The 22,165-nt window shown below is 39.0% G+C and carries 23 protein-coding genes and 1 pseudogene; 3 read left to right on the top strand and 21 right to left on the bottom strand.

Translation table 11 applies throughout. The features are described from left to right. Window positions 1–77: 77 nt before the first annotated feature. The 13 genes from L870_RS0112150 to L870_RS0112090 are packed head-to-tail and all read right to left on the bottom strand — an operon-like array spanning window position 78 to window position 12,633. A complete protein-coding gene (locus tag L870_RS0112150; RefSeq protein WP_028518370.1) occupies window positions 78–1,034 on the bottom strand; it encodes a glycosyltransferase in 957 nt (318 codons plus the stop codon). Continuing rightward, window positions 982–2,337: a hypothetical protein gene (locus L870_RS0112145; protein WP_028518369.1), complete on the bottom strand. Its 1,356-nt coding sequence runs from the start codon at window positions 2,335–2,337 to the stop codon at window positions 982–984. Before L870_RS0112145 ends, L870_RS0112150 begins: the two co-directional genes overlap by 53 nt. Before the next feature lie 43 nt (window positions 2,338–2,380). After that, complete coding sequence (locus L870_RS0112140; RefSeq protein ID WP_028518368.1) at window positions 2,381–3,301, bottom strand: glycosyltransferase; 921 nt, start codon at window positions 3,299–3,301, stop codon at window positions 2,381–2,383. 24 nt (window positions 3,302–3,325) lie between these two features. Next, a complete protein-coding gene (locus L870_RS0112135; RefSeq protein ID WP_028518367.1) occupies window positions 3,326–4,021 on the bottom strand; it encodes an L-ribulose-5-phosphate 4-epimerase in 696 nt (231 codons plus the stop codon). Window positions 4,022–4,038: 17 nt separating this feature from the next. Next, complete coding sequence (locus tag L870_RS0112130; RefSeq protein ID WP_028518366.1) at window positions 4,039–5,088, bottom strand: NAD-dependent epimerase/dehydratase family protein; 1,050 nt, start codon at window positions 5,086–5,088, stop codon at window positions 4,039–4,041. Window positions 5,089–5,093: 5 nt separating this feature from the next. Continuing rightward, entirely contained in the window at window positions 5,094–5,810 is a 717-nt protein-coding gene (locus L870_RS0112125; RefSeq protein ID WP_028518365.1) for an IspD/TarI family cytidylyltransferase, read from the bottom strand. 10 nt (window positions 5,811–5,820) lie between these two features. Then, window positions 5,821–6,603, bottom strand: a complete 783-nt coding sequence (locus L870_RS0112120) for a LicD family protein (RefSeq protein WP_028518364.1) — start codon at window positions 6,601–6,603, stop codon at window positions 5,821–5,823. Between the two features lie 21 nt (window positions 6,604–6,624). Beyond that, window positions 6,625–7,398, bottom strand: coding sequence for an SDR family NAD(P)-dependent oxidoreductase (locus L870_RS0112115; RefSeq protein WP_028518363.1), 774 nt, complete (start codon window positions 7,396–7,398; stop codon window positions 6,625–6,627). Then, window positions 7,398–8,690, bottom strand: a complete 1,293-nt coding sequence (locus L870_RS17585) for an ATP-grasp domain-containing protein (protein WP_037272080.1) — start codon at window positions 8,688–8,690, stop codon at window positions 7,398–7,400. Before L870_RS17585 ends, L870_RS0112115 begins: the two co-directional genes overlap by 1 nt. A gap of 20 nt (window positions 8,691–8,710) precedes the next feature. Next, window positions 8,711–9,481 carry an MBL fold metallo-hydrolase gene (locus L870_RS0112105; protein WP_028518362.1) on the bottom strand — a complete coding sequence of 257 codons (771 nt, stop codon included), beginning with the start codon at window positions 9,479–9,481 and terminating at the stop codon, window positions 8,711–8,713. A 9-nt stretch (window positions 9,482–9,490) separates the two neighbouring features. Further along, window positions 9,491–10,708, bottom strand: coding sequence for a glycosyltransferase family 2 protein (locus tag L870_RS17580; protein WP_051411544.1), 1,218 nt, complete (start codon window positions 10,706–10,708; stop codon window positions 9,491–9,493). A gap of 3 nt (window positions 10,709–10,711) precedes the next feature. After that, on the bottom strand, window positions 10,712–11,347 hold the full coding sequence (locus L870_RS0112095; protein WP_028518361.1) for a sugar transferase: 636 nt from the start codon (window positions 11,345–11,347) through the stop codon (window positions 10,712–10,714). Next, window positions 11,347–12,633, bottom strand: a complete 1,287-nt coding sequence (locus L870_RS0112090; protein WP_037272077.1) for a DegT/DnrJ/EryC1/StrS family aminotransferase — start codon at window positions 12,631–12,633, stop codon at window positions 11,347–11,349. The genes L870_RS0112095 and L870_RS0112090 overlap by 1 nt, the downstream gene beginning before the upstream one ends. A gap of 744 nt (window positions 12,634–13,377) precedes the next feature. Here L870_RS0112090 and L870_RS19905 point away from each other — a divergent pair. From L870_RS19905 to L870_RS0112075, 3 genes and pseudogenes are all read left to right on the top strand, one after another. Next, window positions 13,378–13,479: pseudogene (locus L870_RS19905) on the top strand (AbrB/MazE/SpoVT family DNA-binding domain-containing protein); the annotation flags it as partial. Between the two features lie 155 nt (window positions 13,480–13,634). Next, complete coding sequence (locus tag L870_RS19065) at window positions 13,635–14,105, top strand: DUF4869 domain-containing protein (protein ID WP_080676446.1); 471 nt, start codon at window positions 13,635–13,637, stop codon at window positions 14,103–14,105. Between the two features lie 285 nt (window positions 14,106–14,390). After that, the gene (locus tag L870_RS0112075; protein ID WP_155250198.1) at window positions 14,391–14,597 is read left to right on the top strand and encodes a hypothetical protein; all 207 of its coding nucleotides are present in this window, start codon (window positions 14,391–14,393) and stop codon (window positions 14,595–14,597) included. A gap of 94 nt (window positions 14,598–14,691) precedes the next feature. Here L870_RS0112075 and L870_RS0112070 read toward each other — a convergent pair whose 3' ends face one another. The 8 genes from L870_RS0112070 to L870_RS0112030 all read right to left on the bottom strand — a co-directional run bounded on the left by L870_RS0112070 (window position 14,692) and on the right by L870_RS0112030 (window position 21,726). Beyond that, window positions 14,692–14,988, bottom strand: a complete 297-nt coding sequence (locus tag L870_RS0112070; protein WP_028518357.1) for a hypothetical protein — start codon at window positions 14,986–14,988, stop codon at window positions 14,692–14,694. A gap of 476 nt (window positions 14,989–15,464) precedes the next feature. Continuing rightward, window positions 15,465–16,574, bottom strand: coding sequence for a nucleotidyltransferase domain-containing protein (locus L870_RS0112065; protein ID WP_028518356.1), 1,110 nt, complete (start codon window positions 16,572–16,574; stop codon window positions 15,465–15,467). Further along, window positions 16,561–18,282, bottom strand: coding sequence for an ABC transporter ATP-binding protein (locus tag L870_RS18660; protein ID WP_028518355.1), 1,722 nt, complete (start codon window positions 18,280–18,282; stop codon window positions 16,561–16,563). The genes L870_RS0112065 and L870_RS18660 overlap by 14 nt, the downstream gene beginning before the upstream one ends. After that, on the bottom strand, window positions 18,272–18,931 hold the full coding sequence (locus L870_RS18655; RefSeq protein WP_162148450.1) for a class I SAM-dependent methyltransferase: 660 nt from the start codon (window positions 18,929–18,931) through the stop codon (window positions 18,272–18,274). The genes L870_RS18660 and L870_RS18655 overlap by 11 nt, the downstream gene beginning before the upstream one ends. A 13-nt stretch (window positions 18,932–18,944) precedes the next feature. Beyond that, a complete protein-coding gene (locus L870_RS0112045; RefSeq protein WP_028518354.1) occupies window positions 18,945–19,379 on the bottom strand; it encodes a S24/S26 family peptidase in 435 nt (144 codons plus the stop codon). Next, the gene (locus L870_RS0112040) at window positions 19,372–19,632 is read right to left on the bottom strand and encodes a PqqD family protein (RefSeq protein WP_028518353.1); all 261 of its coding nucleotides are present in this window, start codon (window positions 19,630–19,632) and stop codon (window positions 19,372–19,374) included. Before L870_RS0112040 ends, L870_RS0112045 begins: the two co-directional genes overlap by 8 nt. Window positions 19,633–19,637: 5 nt before the next feature. Next, window positions 19,638–20,372 carry a hypothetical protein gene (locus L870_RS0112035; RefSeq protein WP_028518352.1) on the bottom strand — a complete coding sequence of 245 codons (735 nt, stop codon included), beginning with the start codon at window positions 20,370–20,372 and terminating at the stop codon, window positions 19,638–19,640. Further along, window positions 20,362–21,726, bottom strand: a complete 1,365-nt coding sequence (locus tag L870_RS0112030) for a radical SAM protein (RefSeq protein WP_028518351.1) — start codon at window positions 21,724–21,726, stop codon at window positions 20,362–20,364. Before L870_RS0112030 ends, L870_RS0112035 begins: the two co-directional genes overlap by 11 nt. Between the last annotated feature and the right edge of the window lie 439 nt (window positions 21,727–22,165).

Genomic DNA, 22,165 nt, shown 5'->3' with positions numbered 1-22,165 from the left:
CTTATTTTTCGTCACAACTTATTTGACATACTTATCCATAACATCTCAAATTCACTGATCTGTTATTCATCAGCTTTTCATATTTTTTTCGATTTAATAATCCAGCTATCCAATTTATAGCTTATATTACGAAACGCCTTAAACAGCATATTCGGAATAACTACATCTATGTATCTTATATATAACAGGTATTTTTTTATTCCTTTTTTTTCAAAATGAAGTTCTTTAGAATACCGTAATATTCTCTTTGTTCTGTTATCCAGCTGCTTATAATGGTCAAACCTCTGCTTATATTTAAAATTATTAAAATCATTTGAAAAGATAGAATTAACATTATTACCGCTTGCTGAAGATACGCCGCCATCCTCATAATATATGGAGATCAGATCATAAGCCATATAGATCTTATTTTCCCATAAATACTTCTCTAAAAAAGGAGCGTCCTCCAGTAATCTGTACCCCTCATCGAATATACCATACTTTTCCAGTATTGATCTTGTATAATACATTACACTTCCCGAAGCCATATCCCATATTCTTCCTGATAAATAAAATCTATACTGCTTGGAAGCTGTATTTTTTCTTTTCAATAAACTTCTTTCAAAGTAATGTGGCTGAAGACAGCGTTTATTACCGTCTAAATCATACATTAACCTTGATGTAACGATCAGATCGGATTTAGTTTTAATGAAAATATCAACAATATCAGTAACAATATGATCATTATAAAAATAATCTCCGCACGAAAGCATGAAAACATATTTGCCTGTTGAATTCTGTACTGCATTTTTTAAATTTTTCACAGACCCCCAGTTTTCATGATGCATAATTGTTATGCTGATGTTTTCATTTTTTTTGTTTTTCTCTATATATGATCTTATATCATTCTCAGGAAAAATCTCAGATCCATCATCTGTAATTATATATTCAATATTCATATAATCCTGATCAAGAACTGATTGAATAGTTTTATAAACATTTTCAAATTTTTTGTATGTTGCCGTTATGATAGTTACAGATGGCAAATTTGTCATAAAACGATCTCCTTTCAGATTTTTCATAAATAATCATAGCAGGAAAACTGATCAGAATAAAATTTGCACCGTTAACTGTAACTATATAGCCTTTAAACAGATACAGCATAACAATAATAGCAAAAACCAAACCCATGTTTTTGATCATCGGATTTTTAGATCTATACATTTGAATATATACAGAAGCGATACCTGCTATAAGCAGAATCGTTCCAATCAGTCCAAAACGCCAAATACACTGGACATATCCAGAATCAATATAGTTATTTGTCTTATCAAAAAAGCCAAATGATTCCGGTCTTCCACCTACTCCGAATAACAATCCCAAACCATCGGGAAAAACAAAATCATTTCCAAGTATCTGACCGTAAACACCTGCATCTTTATTATCTTCGCCAATATTACTTGTCGAAGTAAAACCATCCAATATCCATTCCTGCATTCCGGTTGGCAAAGAAAGGAAAAACAAAACGAGCATTAAAGCAAAAACCAACGCCAATGCACACCATTTTGTTACTTTTTTAGAACTCAACTTTGGAAAATAGAAAAAGATGACAGTGATCATTCCAAAAGCTGACAGTATAATACCTGTTCTGGCATTTAACAATGGAATAATAAGCATCATAACTGCCATAGAAACATATTTGACTTTGTTTTCTGCTATACCTTTCAAAAAAGCTATAGATATTATAATTGAAGAGATCAATCCCATATAATCAAAGAAATATCCAGAAAAGCCATAAACTCTGAAACTCGTTTTCCGAACATTTTGTGCTGTGATATCATTCTTGGAATAATTAATTACAAAGTTATTTAAAACAGTCTGAACACTTGGAATCAGATAACTGAATACAACAAATACTAATTGTATCATTCCGACCATTATAAAAAACTTCATTAAATTTCTGCTGTCAATCTTATTATTCTCAGATAATACAATTAAAAATGCAGTTGAAACTCCAACAAAAACGATCGCCGTTGTTGTGTTGAAAAAGCTTGATAAATAAAGCCCTCTTTTGTCAGCGCCCGTTATTATTCTTGGTATCATGATCATAATAAAGTAGATCAAAAAAGGGATAAATCCACCTAAAGCATATAATAGGCTTTTTTTTATCCTGAGCTCTCCATCTTTTAGTATTCTAAGAGAAACATACCCCATCATCATCGCAATCAGAATATACGAAGTTGAAATGGGTAATGGGGGCTGAAATATACAGAAAAAAAGGAATAATGATATTAGTACTGTTTTTGTAATATTTCGTATTTTTCCATAAGATATAACAATATCACTTTTTATTTTCATTATACCTTTTTATCCTTTCATTCTTTTGATTGCATTATATCGCTCACACTAATCCCATGATCACTTTTAAGATATAATCAAATTTTCTTTCTCTTCGACCCTTGCATTTATTTGTATTTAACATCAGACTGATCCTATTGCGAAAGCTCTTTTTGTAATATGCAATTTTCTCAACATAGCATCTGTCAGGGAAATCAACTGTAGGAAATACATCAAGAATCAGCTTTGCACATTCCTGACGGATATTCCTTATATCACCCTTAAAAAATCGTTTGACACGCTGAGACAGCGTTCTCTCTTTTATTCCGACGGTATTACTTTCATGGATACGATACAGAATATAGGAGCGGCTATCATAAAATACATTTCCGAATATCAATGAAACAATAAAGACCCATGAATCATGACATCTGGAATCCAAATAACTTTTTGATGGAATTGGTGACTCGACAACTTTTTTTCCGATCGAATAATCAAAAACCATCGTACATCCATATATATCATTATTGCTAACGTGTCCAAGTAAACTGAGATCAGGTTCATCTGTAAACCTCAGACCTTCATTTTGTCCGTTTTTATATAAAAACTGATTAGAACAATACAATGCAGGCTTTTCTGACTCCTTAATCATCTCAACTGCTGAAATTAATTTTTCATCGAGCCAGATATCATCCTGATCGGCAAATGCAAAATAATCATATTCAGTTTCTGATTTTACAACTTTTTTCAAAAGGGTAAGGAAACTTAGTCCCGGACGAAGATTTTTTCCATCAACTAAAAGTTTAACATTTCCATTCTTCAAATAGCTTCGTATGATACCTACTGTATCATCTGTGGAACCGTCATCTCGAACATAAAGTGTTATATCGACGTCCTTCTGAGCCAATATACTTTCTATCTGCTCTCTGATATACTTTTCCCCGTTATATGAACTCATTAAAACAGCTATTTTGGGCTTAAGCATCTCTTTTATTCCTCTCTGAAGTACTTATTTCTGCCCGTAATAAGCATTCGGGCCATGCTTTCTCATATAGTGCTTATCAAGAATGTACTGCTGCATAGATGCAGACGGATTGATAAGGAGTGTTTTTAGATCCATTTCTGCGACCTTATCCATGACTACTGCATGGTATACAGAAGCCGCAGCATCTTTGCCCCATGAAAAAGGGCCATGATTCTTTACGACTATTCCCGGAACAGCAAGCGGCTTTATTCCGCGCTGTTTTATTGTCTCGACTATAACCTTGCCTGTATTGAGCTCATAGTCCTCTTCAACTTCAGCTTTTGTAAGCTCTCTTGTACACGGGATAGGTCCGTAAAAATAATCAGCATGGGTCGTTCCGAGAGCAGGGATATCCACACCTGCCTGTGCATAAGCAACAGCATTTACAGAATGTGTGTGTGTTATTCCGCCGATATCAGTAAACTGTCGATACAGCTCCAGATGTGTTTTTGTATCAGAAGAAGGCTTCCATTTTCCTTCAACAGTTGCACCTGTAATCAAGTCAACAACGACCATATCCTCGGGACTCATACCATCATAATCAACTCCCGAAGGCTTGATAACGACAAGTCCCTTTTCGCGGTCTATACCGCTGACATTTCCCCATGTATATATTACAACGCCTCTGGCAACAAGCTCCAGATTTGCTGCACAAACTTCTTCTTTTAATTTCTCTAACATAATATCCCTCTGTTTAATTACAACTCACGCATTATATTCAGTGTATGCCGAATACCTTCTTCAACTGTGAACTGTCCCTTCCAGCCAAGTGCTTCCAGCTTTTTACTGCTGAGCACCTGCTTTGCGATAGGAGTCATTTCAGCCTTTGCAACTTCATCAGGATCAGCAAAGATAACCTTTGTTCCTGTCTGCGCTGCAACTTCCTTTGCAAACCCAGCAATTGTTGTTCTTGAAGCAGAATTGGCGATGTTATAAGCATTTCCGCTTTCTCCGCTTGTAAGAACAGAAATGATAGCTGATGCGGAATCAGCAAGATACGTATATGAACGCATCTGATTTCCTGCACTGTTAAGAACTATATCCTCCCCTGCAAGTCCCTTGTTTACAAACTGAGCATTTGCACGGTTATCAGCCTTTGTAACAGTTGGTCCGTAGGTATGACTTGGACGTACTATAACAGTATCTATGCCGTACTGTTTGGTATACGATACACAAAGAGTTTCCGCAGTTCTCTTGCCGTTAGGGTAACATGAACGTGCAGATGTAGGATCAACATAGCCTGCATAGGTCTCCTCAAAGGATTCAAGGCTAAGATCGCCCTGACCATAGACCTCACCTGATGAGATGTAAAGCATACGCTTTGTACCGTGTTCCTTGCCATAGTCAAGAAGATACTTTGTACCAAGAATATTACTCATAACAGTTCCTACAGGATCACTGTTGAATGCAGCAGGAAAAGCAGGACTTGCTGCATGGATTATATAGTCAACTGCGAACTCAAAATCCGGCAGTTCATTTACGTTATGCTCAACAAAATGAAGCTTATCTGTATCAGCTCCGTCATATCTTGAAGCAAGTCTCTCAAGACTAAGATCCATTGCATAAACTGTAATATTTGCATTCATATGCTTATTTGCATAAAGAAGCATATCTGCCATATATGAACCTATAAGTCCGGAACCGCCTGCAATGAGCACTGAAGAATTGAAAAGCTTTTCAATTGCAACAGTTGCCTTTACAGATATTTCAATATCCCTTTTATAACTTTCACTTTTATAGAAATTCATATCTCTTAATCCTTTAACCAGTCTGATCTTTTAGCCTTGAGAAGTGCCTTGAAGATATCAATATCTTCAACTGTTGTAAGCTTGATATTCTTCTCAGAACCTGCCGAGAAGTGTACCTGCTCACCCATTTCTATCATAAGAGTACATGAAGCAACTGAATTAGTAATGCCTGCTTCAAGAGCTCTTCTGTGAAGATCGCATATCTTTCCGATAGTAAAGCCCTGTGGAGTCTGTGTTCTCTTGAGGTTGTCTCTCGGATAGCTTCCTGTTGACACTTCACCGTTTTCAGTCTGCATCATAGCTTCTGCACACGGAATAACTGTAATAGCGTTTCCATACTTTCTTGTCTTGGCAATACAGTCTGAAATTATCTCAGCTGAGACCATAGGACGTATTGCATCGTGAATAAGAACGATATCATCCTTGTCAAAATGCTTTTCAAGCTCATACACACCGTTGCGGATAGAATCCTGTCCGTTCTTACCGCCCGGAACCACATACTTGAGCTTTGTGATATTGAACTGCTTTGCATATGCCCAGAGAACCTGATCCCAGCCATCGATACATACGACTGCGATAGCATCTATCTCAGGATGATTCTGGAAAGCCTCCAGTGTGTACACGATAACAGGACGCTCATGTACAGTTAAAAACTGCTTTGGTATGTCCTGATGCATTCTGTTACCGGAGCCTCCGGCGATTAAAAGACCTATGTTTGCCATAATTATTCTCCTATTCTTTTATTAACTCAACTACAGCCTCTTCTTTAATTGCTGATTTTGAAGGAGGTTTCATGTAATCGCCATATCGCTTGGTCAAATACGCATGAGGATTTGTTGGCCCATAAAAAGAATGTCCTTCAAATGTCAGTTCCTTCGGCTTTGCAAACCATTCTTTTTTATAGGTAATTGCACTAAACAACTTAATGTCTAATCCATAATAATCAGCTATTTCAAAACTTTTGCCTTTATATCGTAATTTTTTTTCTACCCTTCTAATATCACGCTCTCTGTTCTTTTCACTAAACAAAAATAGTATTACCCCGGAAAGAACAGCTGCAAGCTTTCCATGATTCTTTGGTCCGCCACCGACAAGCATTTTATAAAGATGAGATCTTAGGATATTTAATAACAGACCAATTTTTGTAGGAGGGCAATTATAGAATGGATAAATATCCATACACAAATGATCATTTTCTATAATCTTGCCATTTTTTCTGACAATACATCTGTTTCTCTTATCAACAAGCCTCATATTTGTGCATTTATACTCAGGATCTGTACGCCAACTCGACACAAAATAGTCTTTTCCGAACTCATCTTGGTATTTTGTGAGTTTTATTGCATCTTCAATTGGCATTAACACATCAACATCATGATCCCATGGTATAAAACCTTTATGTCTCATTGCTCCAATACATGATCCGTATGCAAGATAATAATTTAAATTATGTCTTCGACATACTTCATCAAGTTTGATCAGCAAATCAAGCTGTAACTTTTGTACTTCATTCATAATTAATCACCTAAAAATTTTTCAGCTAATATACTCGCCAGCAGTAATTCTAAACGTGCTGCCTGTCATCATTGAACTTGCATCAGAAAGCATATATATAATACCTTCAAGATAGTCCGTCTTTTCGCACATTCTTCCCATAGGCAAATAAGCACCTGCGCGAGCTCTCAGCTCTGCCTCGCTCTCCCCCTGAGAATTTCTAAGTGTTACTTCTCCTTCAGTAGGAGTCCAGCCCAGTGTAAGATAATTACAGCGAATATGCTCTGTAGCATAGTTATGAGCGATATGCTCCATAAGAGTCCTGAGAACACCCTTACTGCATGCATATGCAGCTCTGTCCTTTTCGCCGCTCCATGCGTGAGCTGAACCGGTAAGTACTATAGATCCACCGCCATTCATACGCATATACTTTATTGCCTGCTGGCAACAGAAAAACGCAGAACGGAAATTGATATTCATTACATCATCAAAGGTTTTCTGGTCACATGTATCAAGCGGGGATACAGGCGTAATTCCGGCATAATTGAAGAAACCGTCAACCTTTCCAAAGGCTTTATATGCTTCATCGAAAAGATTTTTGCAGTCATCAACGCTATTAAGATCCGTCTGTACAAATATGCCATCTGAACCGCATTCACGAATTTTATTAATTGCTTCTTCAGCTGCATTTTTATCGCGTCCGCCAATTACAACCTTGGCACCTTCAATACCTGCCGCTTCAGCAAAAGCACGTCCAACACCTTTAGTACCGCCTGAGATTACGATAACCTTATCTTTTAATCGCTGTGTATCCATTAATTCAACTCCAGTGCTTCCTCTGCATTGAATCCTTTAAGAAGCATATTATTACCGTTTTCATCAAATACATGTACTTTCTGCTCATATTCATTGAGCTTATCAGCAAGCTCCTGCTTAGAATCACATACAAGATAAAGTCTTGTAAGCACCTGCTTCTCGTTACCGATCCAGTCAGGAACAACAGTATCACCTTCATGGAGTCTCTGAATATTAGCAACTACACAGCTATCCTTATCGAGATTATCAAGTCCTTCGATTTTGGCAATCTTGCCCTGCTTGAGCAAGAACCACTTTGTTGCAGCCCACTTGCCGCGCAGTCTTGTATCATCATCCTTTGTAAGATCAACGCTTCCCTCAGAGCCAGTTAAAGCAAAGCGAATAAGCATTTCTCTCTGATCAAATCCATGAATAGCTTTCATAAGGAGATGAGGAGCTTCTCCCTGAAGGCGGAAACCTGTATCATATACATAGAACTCACCATTTTCATAGAAGCCTGAAAGCATAAGAATACCGTTTTCAATGCCAATTTCCCTGAACATACGAAGTGCATTGTCATGCATATGGTTAAAGTATTCATTAAGGTGCTTTGAAGGGTAAGTACCGCCGAGGCAGACTCTGCTGAGTCCCGGCTGTTCATCTGTAGTATAACGGTCATAGATACATGATGCACTGCACACACCGTCCTTGAATGTGTAGTACATTCCCATATCTTCACACTGCATATACTTCTCAACGATAAAGCGCTTTTTATAAGAAGCATCGAGAGCCTTGGCAACGCCTTCTCTGAGCTGCTCCTCGTTGAAAGCAACCGTCATTCCGACACCGCCGCCGTTATCAACGGGCTTAACCATAACAGGATACTTGATCTTATCAAGATCCTCACGCTTCATTTCTGCGTCAAGTTTATACTCAGGAATACCATGAACGCCATAGCGCTCACAAGTTGCTTTGAATTCATCTTTGAAAGCAAAAACATCAACGATCTTCTGAGTAGCATAGCAAGGAAGATCAAGTGCTTCGCAAACTTTGCAGTACATAGGTACAAGAATGTCAGCTACTCCTACAAGAACGCCGTCGACTTTTTCATCAGTAGCTATTTTAATAACAGCATCCGCATCAAGTCCTTCAAAATCGTAAGACTTCCATGCATATGCCTTAGCAGGATCAGTATGTCTTGCAGAAGCAACTATTGTCTTTATTCCCCAATTATTTGCTATTTCAACCAGTGGAATTGTCTCCGGGTTGCCGCCTAAGATCAGAAGCTTCTTGCCTTCAAATTCTTTTTCCATTTCAACTTCTCCTTATACTCTTATAATATTATTCCTTCACCAAGGCTCATTAAGAGCACTTTATCATCAGGATAATCACTTTTCATTATTTCAAGGAACTTTCCGGGATCACCGCCATGTGTCGCAAACATACCAAAATGACATGGTATAGTAAGTTTACTGCCAAGCGCATGGGAAAAATCAGCAAATTCCTTTTCATTCATATTTCCGAATGCACCGTTTATAGGTCCGATCACTGCATCGAGCTGCCCGAAAGCCTTCAGATCATTGACTCTATCCATGCGCAGGCAGGTATCGCCTGCCATATAGATTTTTTTGCCGTCCACAGTAATAATTGCTCCGACAGCATCAGGAGCACCTTCTCCATGATCACACTCAACAAAATCAATATGGAAATCGCCGCAGTCTATGCTATCTCCGGGTTTGATATAAGATGTATTCTCTCCCGTCATCAATAAACGCTCAACTTCTGCTTTACAGTTTATTGAAGCAAAAAGTTTTGTATGATGATTACTCATCATCTGCGGTATAGCGTCCATATCAAAATGATCAAAGTGCGGATGTGTAGCTACAAGGCAATCAAATCCTAATTCAAAGGGCTCAAGGATCTTAGGTATAAGTCTTTTGAAGCCCATATGCCCTTCGACACGTTCAACGCACTCTGAAAGACATAGATCAAAGCCTAAAAGCTGTCCGTTTTTACTTTTTATTATAAATCCAGCTTGTCCGATAAAAAACAAGCTGGTCTCTCCGTTTTTGGCGGAAAGAATTCTTATTGCTGTATCATTCATATCCTTACCTTACTTACAATTCAAATAGCGTTCAAGCAATTCTTCTCTGATAGATTCTTCACAGCTTACTATAAGTATCTTATCTTTACTCATTCCATAGTCAAGCAGTCTGTTACTAATATTCTTGGCAAGTATCCTATCCACCGTTGCGACAAGAACATAATCATAATCAAGCTTTGTGATACTTTCAACCGGATCAACGTCCATACAGCAGCGCCTGTACTCCCAATAGTCGTCATCAACCCAACCAACAACATCACATCTTGAGTTCTCAAGGAAACGATTCATAAGCTGCTGGCCAAAAGTTCCAGCACTATATATCACAATCTTCTTTCCGTCGATCTTAGAACCATACGGGGTAAACTCAGTTTCTGTTACTGTTGCATCAAGAATTCCGCCTGAACGGATTATGCATATACTAAGAACATAATCTGTTATCTGCTTGATAAGATCATACTTATTATCATGCTTTTTTGCAAAATCCATAAGATAATCATACAAGTATCTCAGCTTTTTTGCCTCATTTGCAAATGATTCACTTTTTTTAAGCATCGAGTCCTCTCGCTGACGATAATGATATGCGCAATTATCAGTAATGCACACTTTTCTTGAAGCTAATAATGCAGGATAAGTCACCGCTCCATCCTCTCCGATTGAGATTCTGTCATCAACATTGAGCTGAGCTTCCATTAAAACTTCTCTTTTGAAAAGCTTGTTCCACACATATGTGGTTACTCCGGGACGATAAAACTCACCGTTAGAAATCATATTCCTGTACAGATCTTCAAGCTTAGTACCTTCATATATCCCTGAAGGCAAGCTGTTTGTAAAATGTACACTTCTGTCAAAAAGATCACGGCTCTGTCCGGCACAAACAATATCAGCATTACTTGTAACAATAGCAGTATACAATGCTTCATAAAAGCCTGCTCCTACCCAGTCGTCACCGTCTACATAGCCGATATATTCACCATTGGAAACAAGTAATCCAGCCTTACGCGCTGAAACAAGTCCGCCATTCTCTTTGTGGATAACTTTGATACGTTTATCCTTCTTAGCATACAAGTCGCATATTTCAGGGCATCTGTCAGGAGAACCGTCATCAACCAGTATAATTTCCAGATTATCGTATGTCTGATTTATAAGACTTTCAATACATATTCCTATGTATTTATCTATTTTATATATTGGAACTATAACGCTTATAAGTGAATTTTCAGTCTGCAAAAGTTACACCTCGCTTACAGTTGCTCTTTTCTCATTTACATAATCAATGAAGTCGCCCATTGTTGCCTGCCCTTCAGCAGAAATACCCTCTTTTTTGAGAACTGCCTTAACAGTATCTATTATGATCTTTACATCACCTATAAAAGTAATGTGCTTAACATATTTAAGATCATATTCAAAGCGTTCATCCCAAGTAGATGCATTTCTTCCATGTGCCTGAGCATAGCCGGTTAAGCCAGGACGAACATCATGGCGATGATGCTGTGCCTTTGAATAGTAAGGAAGATACTTCACAAGTAATGGTCGAGGTCCGATAATCGACATATCGCCGTTAAGGATATTGAATAATTCAGGTATCTCGTCAAGACTTGTACTTCTGAGCCACTTACCATAAGAAGTAAGTCTCTTTTCATCGGGAAGAAGCTTTCCGTGCTTATCCCTCTTGTTATTCATTGTACGGAACTTTACAAGCTTGAAGATCTTCTCGTTCTTACCGGGACGTTCCTGTGTAAAGAAAGGATTACCGCCCATTGCAACTGCTCCCACAACAGTGAGCAGAAAAAGGACCGGAAAAAGAACTATTATCGCACCAAGCGAAAGTATAAAGTCAAACATACGCTTAAAATACTTTGCATACATTATTCAAAACAACTCCTGATAAGTTCGATTATTATATCCTGCTGTTCAGCAGTCATCTTGTTATCACTCGGGAGACATAAGCCTCTCTCAAAGATATCTGCTCCTATATCAACAGCCTCACCGCGGTCAATATAAGCATTAGACTGTCCTCTGCCATTGCCATTTGCGGTAACAAAACCGTTCATGCGATATATAGGCTGCATATGCATAGGCTTCCATATCGGACGGCCTTCTGCGTTGTACTTTAAAAGTGTATCAAGTATCTCCGTAGGACAAGACTTTCCATGCTCGGGAATATACATCGGCTCGTTCTCACTGCGAACCTGCCTGCACATTGCTTCTTTGTTTATGAGAAGACAGCTGAGCCAGTAATTAGGCTCACTGTTTTTTTCATCAAAAGGATTCATAGTAACAGGAAGTCCCTTAAAGCCTTCTCTGTAACGCTCATATATTGCTTTCTTCTGAGCAATATGCTCATCAATATATTTTATCTGACCGCGCACAACACCTGCTATGATGTTGGACATACGGTAGTTATAGCCGATCTCCTCATGCTGATACCACGGAGCATCTTCACGGCTCTGTGTCGACCATTTACGTATCTTGTCAGCATCGTCCTTGCTGTTAGTAAGGAACATACCGCCTGATGAGCCTGTAATTATCTTATTTCCGTTGAAGCTGATAGCACAGTAATCACCAAAGCTGCCTGTTTCCCTGCCTTTATATTTAGCACCGAATGACTCCGCAGCATCTTCAACTATAAGAGCACCATGCTTATCGCAGATCTTTCTTATCTCGTCGATCTTTCCGGGAATACCGTAAAGATGAGCAACTACCACAAGCTTTACATCAGGGTATATCTCGAAAGCTTTTTCAAGTGCCTTCGGACACATATTCCATGTTTGAGGCTCTGTATCAATGAAAACAGCCTCTCCGTCTTCATATGCAACAGGATTTACGGTAGCATCAAAAGTCATATCAGAGCAAAACACCTTGTGTCCCTGAAGTGTTCCGCAGTTTGGCTTAGGCTGTCCATAGAGCTTTTCTCCTGCAAGCTTTGTAGCAAGGTGGAGAGAAGCTGTTCCGCATGAGAGTGCCACAGCATATTTTACACCTGTATACTCAGCAACAAGCCTCTCAACCTCATTGACATTTTCACCGGCTGTAGTTATCCAGTTCTTTTCAAATGCATCGTTTACCCATTTCTGTTCATCACCGTGCATTGTTGGTGATGAAAGCCATATTTTGTTTTCAAACGGTTTTATGATATTCTTTTTTACAAACATCTGTATTCCTCAAATCGTTATATTTTTGCTAATTATCCAGCAAATACCGACCCAATATACTGCCGCGAAATAAAACATATACCGACAGACTTAAATGACAGAAAGTTATTAAAATCGCCGCCTTGTTATCACCTGAAGAAATGCAGCAATATCAACTATTATCCAAGCATTCCGACTGTCAAGAATTAATTTATTAACATTTTTGATTTATAATGTCATAGCAGTACACTTTATAATTATACCGTCAGACAAAAAAAAATGCAAGTGCAAAAAATGGCATATTAGGTTACAGCCGCTTTTTTTGGCATTTTTCACAAAAATTCCATAGCTATCACTGTTAAAATAGCACTAAAAAAATTACAATTCGGACAAAACAAGATCGTATTTGATTTCTGTATATCTGCCGATAAAAAAAGACATATGAGCATATACTCCCCTATCTCTCGGCTTTGCCAAATTATTTCAGAATAATATTTTACTAATGGTATATGTCCGGAGCTTTAAAATTTAATTTCTGCAATTGCTCAAAAATTGTTAAATCCCTAAAATGCATTGTTCACATTATCATTTTTTTACACCGTTATTAAAAAAAGCCTCCTGATAGCATTGCTTCAACACAGGAGGCTTTGAACATTATCTGATTTTTACTCTAAACTTAATTTTCAGCTTAGTTCCATAAATGAATAATCTTTCAAACTATGCACAAACTATTCCCACAAACTTTATTTTTTCGGAGGTTTTATTATGAAAGCAACAGGTATCGTAAGACGTATAGATGATCTCGGAAGAGTCGTTATCCCTAAGGAAATACGGCGAACCATGCGTATCAGAGAGGGCGACCCCTTGCTGAAATCATTGACACCAGATATGGAATTCTGCAAAGCTATGGACGAGATTTGTAAAAGGGTACATACAGCAAAGAAAAATTACTCAGCCTCTTGAAAATATTGCCATAATCGTTTATGATAGTAACATAATAAACTCTCGGAAGAGGTGGAGTCATGCTGAAAATAGTTTTCGGAGATACAGATAATTCGATATATCACCCTCCGACGTATTTTGATAATACCTATGAGGACGAGTGGATCACCTATCCTCGCAGTGTAAAAATGATAAAGGATATTGACAAATCAGACGTTGCAGGTGCAAGAGTAATAGACAGTCCTGTTCTCGGCTCAATTTCAGTCAAGGAACTGTCCGGCGGAGTAAAAACGCTGATACTCATGCTTTTCGATGAATCAGGCAAGACCACCCTTGTATCGCTCATTGATACTTACGACAGACTTGGTGCGGACTCAGGTATCGAGATATCCTGTGCTAAAAGATGTCTGACCATTAACAATTCCAACTGGGAATCGGTTCTGAACAGCGTCAGCGATAGCATCATATTCATCGATGAAGAAAATACTATCGTCAAATCCGATGACTTTGCAAAAAAATACAGACGACCAATAATTATTATGTTATCATAACAAGGGAAAAACTTACTAATCTCCCCTACTCTGCTGAGGAGATATACGGTATTCATACTTCTTGAAGATACGCTGATATGCGTAAAACGTACAACACCTTCTATCAGCTTTATACTGCTGAAGGTCACAAAACAGATGCCCCTGCTGAACTGGTTATCGTTTAAGATTCAAACTCAGGATACGATTTCTTCAAAGCAGTTGTGCCTGATACTATCGACTGCGTTAGTGCAGGCGGTATAACAAAAATTAAACGCACCGTTACTGATAATGAAGGAAAAAAGCTGCTTGTTATTGCAGACGGAGGACTTTCTTGAAAGCTCGGAATATTTCAGTTGGGAACACTATTATACTAAGCTTCTGGTCTCTGAGGCAGAAGACACGTATTTGCAGTATTCCAAGCTGAAGCTGAATGATGTTTACCTGAATCCTAATGAAAAAACAGCTATCTTTAAAGCGACTGATATTATCAGTAAGATCATAGAAAACAATTGAATTCCAACCTCTACACTTGAATAGAAGATAAAGTAAAATGACAGCCAACTGTGAAATCAAATCACAGTTGGCTATTTCAGTAATTCTCAGGCTCTTATCTCAGATGAAGATTTCTGAGCAGCGAACCTTCAGTACATTGATAAAGATCATCTTTTCCAGAAAGGAAATATACGACCTTGCATTTAGGATTATCTGCATATTTTAAAAGCTGCGCAGTGTGAGCCTTTCGGTCGCAGTGTTTTTGTTCTTCATTAGTTAGCCATACTGATATAAACCTTTTATCCTGATCTGAATATATTTCCACATTATCAGCTCCTTTGGTATAACCGATAATAATGTGACCGAGAGATACCCAGTTCCCGCATCGCCTCCACAGGTCTTTTCTTTCCACAGCTAACTTCCTCAAGTACCTCAAGCCAGTTATCTGATAGCGGAGTTTCAGAACTACGCGAATGAGGCTGTTCGTAGAATGAAGCATTTTTCGGAGAAGGACGCAACTTACCTTGAAAGAGAGGCTAATAAAATATGGACATTTTAACACAAAAAGGGTCACTAATAACGGTGATGGAGCAGTATACTTCAAACATTGTATCAACTATGTATACCAAGAGAAACCGGAGATGAAGATGACTTTGGTTTTTATAGCACTGAAGACTTGTCACTCTTCAGCGACGCGGAATTTAGCTTTGAAGAATTCGACGACGATTTTTATTTTTCAAATGAGATAGATTCCAATGTTTGATCTTCTTGAGTCCGGCTTATATATAAGAAGAGCCTCCCCATGACGGGGAGACAGCAATTGAAGCTGTTAACATGCAACTGTTTTGGCGCCTTTAGGTTTATATGGTTAAAAATATCAGATTTAAATTATGTCTTTCCGAGCTGCTTTACCTCACGTTCTACAGATTTTTTGCTGCTTGTCACACAACGATAAAATCTGTAGATATACGCTGGTGGTATAAGAAGCTTGCTCTTCTTTACCCACGGTACAGATACTTCCAAAAAGCTCATAGGCGGAAAAAGGCGATACAGCATATATCCAAGTTTAGAACCTTTGCCTCGATATTTAATACTATTTTTCAAAGTATTCTCTTTATTGCCATAGGTTCCTGACATAACATAGTAGTCAAGAAGCTTTTTATCTTCAAGCGTAAGCTGCTTCAATGTGCATACTTTTATTGCAAGCTCACGGTTTTGCTTCTCATACTCTGCAATACCGAGTTTATCAAGCTCTGTATTTATGTAGTTCCAGTCCAGAGAGCATTTGAACTTACGCAGGAATATGTATGTATCCACAAGAGATCTTACACCTGTTCCATCGAGTGTAAAGTGTTTGTACTCATGCGCAAGCATAAACAAATAGAACTCTTCATTACTGAAGTGATAACCAAATTCATTATTATCGTCTTTCAGAATTCTTTCCTTGATTCCACGATAGTAGTCAGCCATAGAACCGACCTGATACTCCATGAATAGTTCTCCATGCATTTCAATGTTATATATGGGTTTTTTAAGGTATTCATCAACTACTTCTCGTTCAGCCTTTAGTTCAAATCCAAATTCTTTCATGATATTCCTGACATCGTTTCGATGGTTAATATCAAACAAAATGTCATTATCTGACATCTGTCGCATACCGAGCTTAGGATACCAGTCTTTGAGAATAGCGCCTTTCAGCGGCATATACCAAATCTTTTCGGCTTCAAGTCTGCGGAGTATATTCCCACGCTCAACGTCAAGAAGGATATTCTTACGGATAGCCTTTTCCTTTGCCTGTGTGAACTCGTTATCCTTAATGCCAACTGATTCAAGCGCATAAGCAACACAAGCTGTAAGGATATGGTTCTGGCATACCTCAAACAGCTTCGGCAGATCAAGGTTGTCAATGCGCTCCTGTCTTGGCTTTTTGTTATTTATAGCACAGGCGGTAAGATATATCATATCCGCTGCATTCTTGCGAAATTCACGCTTTTCCATTTTCTATCACTCCGTTATCGGTAAATTGCAGTATCCTGTCGCATATATCAAGTGCAGCAGGACGATGTGTAACTATTACTACAGTCTTATCTGTCATATTTTTCAGGTTTTCAAGGACTTTTCTCTCAGTAGCTTCATCAAGAGCGGAAGTTGCTTCGTCAAGGAGAAGTATAGGGCACTTCGAGTATATAGCTCTTGCAATAGCTATACGCTGCATCTGGCCCTCTGAGAGACCTGTTCCGCGCTCACCGAGAAGAGTATCAACGCCGTCATCAAGTTCATTGACGAATTCATAAGCACAGGCTATTTTCAATGCTTCGTTTATACGCTTATCGTCGTGAAGTCCGCTCTTATCGGCAAAGCAGACCACATCGCGGATAGTACCGCTCATAAGCTGATTTCCCTGCGGAACGTATGCAAACAGACGGTGAAACTTTGCTGAAAGCTTCTCGGTATTGCCGCTTTTATCGATTATGTAGCGTCTGCCGCCGTCGAGCTTGTAAATGCACATCAACAGCTTCAATACTGTTGATTTTCCGCAGCCGCTGTGACCTGTAAAAGCCACATACTGTCCCTTGCCTATTTCAACGCTGATGTCTTTCAGCACAACAGGCATCGTATCTTTGCTGAGTTGACGAACACTGTCACCTGACGGATAGTAGGCAAACTCTGCGTTATCCAGTCCCATAGCCTTGAATCTGCTGCGATAATAATCAAGAGTTTCATCAATATCCATTGGCTTAACATCACTGTCGTTCTCGAAATCCTCTATCTCCATAAGGCGTTCAGCACTGGCGGTCATAGCGTAAAACTTCGGCAGATAGCCTGTAATATTGGCAAAGGGCGACTGTATCTGCGATATGAGCTGAGTTATAGCTGTGAGAGTTCCATAGCTGATAGCTCCCGTTAAAATGCCGTAGCCGCAGTATATAATGCCGCCGACATACATTCCCTGCATTCCTGTATTGAAACCGATATTACACAGATTTGAGAAGCGTACGCGCTTCATGCGCGAACTCTTATGGTCAGACATTCTATCAAAAGCTTCGGCTTCGGTCTGTTCTTCCGCAGCAAATGAACGTATCATCATCATACTTCCGAGGCGTTCCTGCAAATATACACGGAGCTTTCCGTCCCGCTCCTGTATATTATTATGAAGCTTTTTCAGCACATTTCGGAAGCCATACGTGGCGAAAATGATGACTATTCCCAATGGCAGCAGAACAAGTGCAAAGCGGCAGTCAAGAACTATCATCATTACAATTGCGCTTACCATTTTCACTATCATTCCCGCAAGTCCGGGAAGTATCTCAACACTGTTCTGTGCGATCACGACCGTGTCATTCGTAAGGCGGTTCAGCCACTCGCCTGAATGTACTGAACTGACAGTTCCGAAATCTTTGGTAAGAATATTGTTGAACAGTCTCTGCTTGAAAAGGTTTTCGAGGGAAGAACGGGAAAACTCCTCAAGCCATCGAATTACAGCCCTCATTGCAATTTGCGCCAGTACTAGGAGAATGATGTATAGGACGTTCAGCCTGAAGCCGCTCCTGTCACCGTCAACAGCATTATCGACGATATTTCTCAGCAGAAGTGCATAAAGAACTCCGCTGCCACCGTGAAGTGCCTGCACTATCATCAGTAGGAAGATATTCCATTTTTTCTTTTCTGTGACCAAATATAGCCACTTTACTGCACTATTCTTCATTTACAGCGTATTCCCATAACGAAAATCCCTGCGGAATGAAATACATATACAATCCGTGACTCTTACATATCATTTCGCGGCGTTTTCGCACCCAGCCTTTTCTATTTTCAAGATATGCACCGCTTTGTGTGTCACACCAATAGAATAACTTTATCTTGTGTGTCAGTTTCTCTTCAAGCTGATCAATAAAACTATGAAACATTTCGGTTTCAAATGGTCTGCCTAAAAATAAAACAGTATAGTTATTATAGTCAATGTCAAAAGCATTGCCGTTTATAATATTAATTTGCGGATACTTTTCCGCCCATTTTTTTGCGTAAGCAGCAACTTCTTCATTTAATTCTATACCTGTCAAAGAACATGGATATGATTTGCTAACCATGTATGCAAGTATACGACCTTTTCCGCAGCCAACATCAATAAAAGCGTCATCTTCAGAGAATACTTCGCCCTCAAAGATCTTATCCAAAGCCCAATAACAGGTTGATTGACTGCCGGTTGCTCCCATTGACTCACGATATAAAGAAGGAACATATTTCACAAGTGAACACCCACAGATTTTTTTGTCCTTTCTTCCGTCAAAGAAATATGTTACTCTTTTGGACGTACTTATATACTTACCCTTAATTTTTCTGATCAGTGATTTCATTTTTTTCTCCATGTCATTTTCCTTTTCTATATCTGCTTATTTTACTTATTACATGAACCATCAGCGCTCTTAGGGGAAACAAGTCGCACCATAAGTGAACATACACCTTGTACTTCCAGTTATTGACGGAAACTTCCTTACCATTTCGGATAACCGCTACCAAAACGCCGATTATATGCCGGTCACGGATACCGTATTCCTTAACCCAGCGGTTATCGCCGCATATAACGTAATCGTTTTTGCGAACTTTTAGGATACGGTGAAGCACATACTGTCCGCTGTCGCGCTTATAAAGCGGAACATCATATTTTTTTAGTCTTCCTTGAACAGGCTTGATAATAAGCAGATCCCTGTCCTGCTTGATAAGCGGCATCATACTGTCGCCCTTATTCGTGTATATGAGCTTGCCGTTTTTGGCAAGCTGTTCCTCGAAAGTTGAATTAGCCATCTATAGCTCCGATTTTTCTGAGCTGAGCGATTATTTTCTTTACATCGCGTTCCATAGCCTCTTTTGGACCATCGTACTTATTCTGCATTTTTGCAACTATCTCAGCTTCTGTAGTATCCTTTTCAAGACAGGATATAATAAATCCTGCTGTTTCATTGCTGCGGACAAGTCCCGAAAACTTGCTTGCTCCTGTGGAAACAAGGAGCTTCTGATCACCGTCATCGTGTGTTAAAAATGCTTTACTGAGTTTCATAATAATTATCCTTTCATTGCATTATATGCGACTTCTGCCGCTTCAATATCCATGTTGCAGGCGAGCTTGTAGAGCTCGACGCTCGCTGCCAGCTTGTCCACAAGCTTGAGAGTTTTAGCCATTTGCAGAGGATCCTGCGGACGGTATACCTGCTGCAAAAGCATTGCATAGGCTTCTGATTTTTTTATGCGAACGATACTGTTTTTCTCGCCGCGAGTAAGTATACATATTGCTTTTAACGGTACTGACATCTTACAGCCAAGCCTGTGCTTGCCGTTATACGGCGTACCATAGGCTATAACTCCGCTGTCTGTCACTTTCAGCATAGGCTTGTCATCATTCACCATTATCGCCTTGTCGCCGAGATACTCTCGCCACAGAGCAGTATGCGTTGATTTACCTGTGCCTGATTTAGCTGTAAATAAAAAGCCATGTCCGTCTACGGCTATGACTGAACCGTGAAAAACAAAAGTATCATATTTTGGCATTTGTTCTGCGATCTTGCGGTATACTGCCGTTTCCTCCAGTACGCCCTCGGAATGATCAGGTGCAGACTTTCCCTCATAAGCATATTCACGAGCAGTCTTTTCGCGCTCAAAGACGATATCATCTGAAGTGATAGAAACAAAAAAGTCAGCCTGCTCATCTGTTTCATATTCCTTACAGTATTCATGGACTTTATCATATATAGAAGTAACCTCAATGACTGTATTTGCCATTCTATATTTCTTAGTTGTCATCTTCTGTTTCAGGTTCTCCTTTCAGCAATGTGTGCAGCGAGTACTCTGTACGCATACATTTATACTCATAGCATTCGCTTATATACAGCGGACATCTCTGCCTATAGAACGGCGTACATTGAGGAAGAAAACAGCATTTTTTGCATCTTTCATCTATTTCGGCTGAACTGTAAAGCTCATTAAACTTCGTCTGATTGGTTACGCCGTCAAAAATATTCCCCCAGACATTCTGCTCTAATAAGGAATCACAGTTATTAAGCTCTCCGTCGGGACCTATTCCTATGGTCTTATCCATAGAATCAGCCATACAGTAATTGACCTTGAATTTGCTGTCTTTATTGAAAAAACCGCCCTTTATCACCCCTATTGAAGCAAAATAGTCAGTAAGGACTGCCATTTTTTTGAATAGCTCCTCAGAAGGTCTGCACTCGTCAACGCCATACAATGGCGAAAGATACATATCAATATTCTGTATATCTCCCAGATCGGCTTTCATTTGATCTGCAAACTTTGCAAGTCCGTCAATATTATTGTTGTCTACATTACACCTCAGATTTACCTTTATTCCCTCTGACGCAAGGAAACGTATGCCGCTTATCGCTGTGTCATAGTTATACTTTTTAGTGTCGCAATAGCATTTTCTTTTTTCATAATCAGCTTTGTCGCCGTCTAATGAGACTTGTATCCTCTTCATATTCCAGAGTTCGCTTATCTCTTTTGCAAGTTTCTCTGTGACAAGGCTACAATTTGTTATCATCGTTGATTCAAATTCAATATCACTCTCTTTTAGTTTCCTACACATATATGAGATCATTTTGTGACCTAACAGCGGCTCACCGCCAAACCATTTTATCTTTATTTTGCCGCCCTGCTTAGTCTCTTTTATGAATTCTATCACTCTGTCAGCTGTTTGAGTGGTCATAGTTCTGCTTTTAAAGCCCTCCTCAAAACAGTAAATGCACCTTGCATTGCAGCTCGTTGTCGGCCAGATGATATATGAACTGTAGCCATGATTTGTCTTTGCCATGGTTTTAAGAATATAAACAACATTCTTGTACTGCTTGATATCATCATGTTCCATTTCAACGATATATCTTGATAATACAAGCTGCTGCAGTCCGTTATCGGCAATATAGTCATAGTCTGCCGGTGCATTTTTTAACTGCTGAAAAGCTGTCCATTCAGCTTCGGTCAGCTCGGCAACTTCATGTGTCAGCGTATTCTTTATAAGATATCTGCCGTTTTCGGAATATGGATATGTAAACAGTGAGATACGATACGCTGCGTTAGTGTTGATGTTTTTTTTATTTATGATCTTTGCAACTCTTTCATCGCCTTTTTTTAATATTATCATTCCATCACCTTTAGAGTTATACTGGCAAAAGGCTGTACAGCGTTTATAGCCGCACAGCCTCCACCATTAGTTCAATGAACCAAAACCTGAATAATCAAGATTACTCTGGTTCAGAATCGCCAGTACAAGAAGTAGTAATAACGTCCTCAGCATCAAATGCGATGATCTCAAGCTCAGCCTCTACATACTTTGACATTAGGAAAACACCTCCATTCATATAATAGATCGATCTATGTAATGAATCGTGTGAAATTGCACTCGATTATTACCAAATAAATTGTTAGCTCAATGATGCAGACAATTCGGCATAATTATAAATTACAGCCTCATCAGTTGCATATACAACATAGTCATTTGTACCGTCATTTACGATAGAATAGAATCTTGCATATACGCCGTTGCCGTTGTCAAGCAGACCTACCAGATAGGAATCACTAAG

It is taken from the genome of Ruminococcus flavefaciens ATCC 19208, from assembly GCF_000518765.1.
Lineage (GTDB): Bacteria > Bacillota > Clostridia > Oscillospirales > Ruminococcaceae > Ruminococcus > Ruminococcus flavefaciens.
Note: the sequence above shows the minus strand (reverse complement) of the source record. Positions and strands in the feature narration are given on the sequence as shown.